The organism is Virgibacillus tibetensis (genome assembly GCF_036026595.1).
Taxonomy (GTDB): domain Bacteria; phylum Bacillota; class Bacilli; order Bacillales; family Amphibacillaceae; genus Virgibacillus_P; species Virgibacillus_P tibetensis.
The window spans coordinates 1-3,110 of the sequence record NZ_JARZFX010000034.1 but is presented as its reverse complement, the minus strand read 5'-3'; the positions used below and the strand labels follow the sequence as shown (position 1 = coordinate 3,110).

General features: G+C 50.8%; 1 rRNA gene. It reads left to right on the top strand.

The window, feature by feature from the left end:
- Positions 1-115: 115 nt before the first annotated feature.
- Positions 116-3,059 (top strand): 23S ribosomal RNA (locus tag QGM71_RS21640).
- Positions 3,060-3,110 lie beyond the last annotated feature (51 nt).

The window sequence follows — 3,110 nt, the reverse complement described above, 5'->3', positions numbered from 1 at the left end:
TTGTACCTTGAAAACTAAATAAGAGTAATCAACGACATCAACCAAAAAGTGAAGGTAACTGTTTAACAGGAGCTGAAACTTTATTTTTAATGCAAGTCTTTTTTAACTTTAATTTAGTTAAGTGAAGAAGGGCGCACGGTGGATGCCTTGGCACTAGGAGCCGACGAAGGACGGGACTAACACCGATATGTCTCGGGGAGTCGTAAGTAGACATTGATCCGAGAATTTCCGAATGGGGGAACCCACTGCTCGTAATGGAGTAGTACACGTATCTGAATACATAGGATACGTGAGGCAGACCCGGGGAACTGAAACATCTTAGTACCCGGAGGAAGAGAAAGCAAATGCGATTTCCCAAGTAGCGGCGAGCGAAACGGAATCAGCCCAAACCGAGAAAGCTTGCTTTTTCGGGGTTGTAGGACACTCCACACGGAGTTACAAAGAAATTCTTTAGACGAATCGATCTGGAACGATCAGCCGCAGCGGGTAAGAGCCCTGTAGTCGAAAAAGAGTTTCCTCCGGAGTGTATCCTGAGTACGGCGGAACACGAGAAATTCCGTCGGAATCCGGGAGGACCATCTCCCAAGGCTAAATACTTCCTAGTGACCGATAGTGAACCAGTACCGTGAGGGAAAGGTGAAAAGCACCCCGGAAGGGGAGTGAAATAGATCCTGAAACCGTGTGCCTACAAGTAGTCGAAGCCCTGTTGACTTTTCTTTTAGAAAAGTCACGGGTGACGGCGTACCTTTTGTAGAATGGACCGGCGAGTTACGATCGTATGCAAGGTTAAGTGGAAGACACGGAGCCGCAGCGAAAGCGAGTCTGAATAGGGCGAATGAGTATGCGGTCGTAGACCCGAAACCGTGTGATCTACCCATGTCCAGGGTGAAGGTCAGGTAACACTGACTGGAGGCCCGAACCCACGTATGTTGAAAAATGCGGGGATGAGGTGTGGGTAGGGGTGAAATGCCAATCGAACACGGAGATAGCTGGTTCTCTCCGAAATAGCTTTAGGGCTAGCCTCAAGAAACGAGTACTGGAGGTAGAGCACTGATTGGACTAGGGGCCCTCACCGGGTTACCGAATTCAGTCAAACTCCGAATGCCAGATACTTAGACTTGGGAGTCAGACTATGGGTGATAAGGTTCATAGTCGAAAGGGAAACAGCCCAGACCGCCAGCTAAGGTCCCAAAGTATACGTTAAGTGGAAAAGGATGTGGAGTTGCCCAGACAACCAGGATGTTGGCTTAGAAGCAGCCATCATTTAAAGAGTGCGTAATAGCTCACTGGTCGAGTGACTCTGCGCCGAAAATGTACCGGGGCTAAACGTATCACCGAAGCTGCGGATTGTTCTTTTAGAACAATGGTAGGAGAGCGTTCTAAGTGCAGCGAAGTCAGACCGTGAGGACTGGTGGAGCGCTTAGAAGTGAGAATGCCGGTATGAGTAGCGAAAAAAGAGTGAGAATCTCTTTCACCGAAAGCCCAAGGTTTCCTGAGGAAGGCTCGTCCTCTCAGGGTTAGTCGGGACCTAAGCCGAGGCCGAAAGGCGTAGGCGATGGACAACAGGTAGATATTCCTGTACCACCTCATGAGCGTTTGAACGATGGGGGGACGCAGTAGGATAAGGAATGCGCACTGATGGATATGTGCGCCCAAGCAGTGAGAAAGTTGGATAGGCAAATCCGTTCAACCATTTCAAGCTGTGATGGGGAGGGAAATTTAGTACCGAAGTTCCTGATTTCACACTGCCAAGAAAAGCCTCTAGTGAGTTCATAGGTGCCCGTACCGCAAACCGACACAGGTAGGCGAGGAGAGAATCCTAAGGTGAGCGGGAGAACTCTCGTTAAGGAACTCGGCAAAATGACCCCGTAACTTCGGGAGAAGGGGTGCTCCTTTAAGGAGGAGCCGCAGTGAATAGGCCCAAGCGACTGTTTAGCAAAAACACAGGTCTCTGCGAAGCCGAAAGGCGAAGTATAGGGGCTGACACCTGCCCGGTGCTGGAAGGTTAAGGGGAAATGTTAGCACTTTTGTGCGAAGCTTAGAACCGAAGCCCCAGTAAACGGCGGCCGTAACTATAACGGTCCTAAGGTAGCGAAATTCCTTGTCGGGTAAGTTCCGACCCGCACGAAAGGTGCAACGACTTGGGCACTGTCTCAACGAGAGACCCGGTGAAATTATACTATGCGTGAAGATGCGCATTACCCGCGACAGGACGGAAAGACCCCGTGGAGCTTTACTATAGCCTGATATTGAATGTTTGTGCAGCTTGTACAGGATAGGTGGGAGCCATCGAAGCGTGAGCGCTAGCTTACGTGGAGGCACCCGTGGGATACCACCCTAGCTGTATGACCATTCTAACCCAGGACCGTGATCCGGTTCGGAGACAGTGTCAGGCGGGTAGTTTGACTGGGGCGGTCGCCTCCTAAAGAGTAACGGAGGCGCCCAAAGGTTCCCTCAGAATGGTTGGAAATCATTCGAAGAGTGTAAAGGCAGAAGGGAGCTTGACTGCGAGACCTACAAGTCGAGCAGGGACGAAAGTCGGGCTTAGTGATCCGGTGGTTCCGCATGGAAGGGCCATCGCTCAACGGATAAAAGCTACCCCGGGGATAACAGGCTTATCTCCCCCAAGAGTTCACATCGACGGGGAGGTTTGGCACCTCGATGTCGGCTCATCGCATCCTGGGGCTGTAGTCGGTCCCAAGGGTTGGGCTGTTCGCCCATTAAAGCGGTACGCGAGCTGGGTTCAGAACGTCGTGAGACAGTTCGGTCCCTATCCGTCGTGGGCGTTGGAAGTTTGCGAGGAGCTGTCCTTAGTACGAGAGGACCGGGATGGACACACCGCTGGTGTACCAGTTGTTCCGCCAGGAGCATAGCTGGGTAGCTACGTGTGGCAAGGATAAGTGCTGAAAGCATCTAAGCATGAAGCCCCCCTCAAGATGATACTTCCCATCACTTCGAGTGAGTAAGATCCCTCAGAGACGATGAGGTTGATAGGTTCGAGGTAGAAGCGTGGTGACACGTGAAGCTGACGAATACTAATAGATCGAGGACTTAACTAATTTTTATGGTTGACCGTTGATAACACTCTTATTTAGTTTTTAGGGTATAAA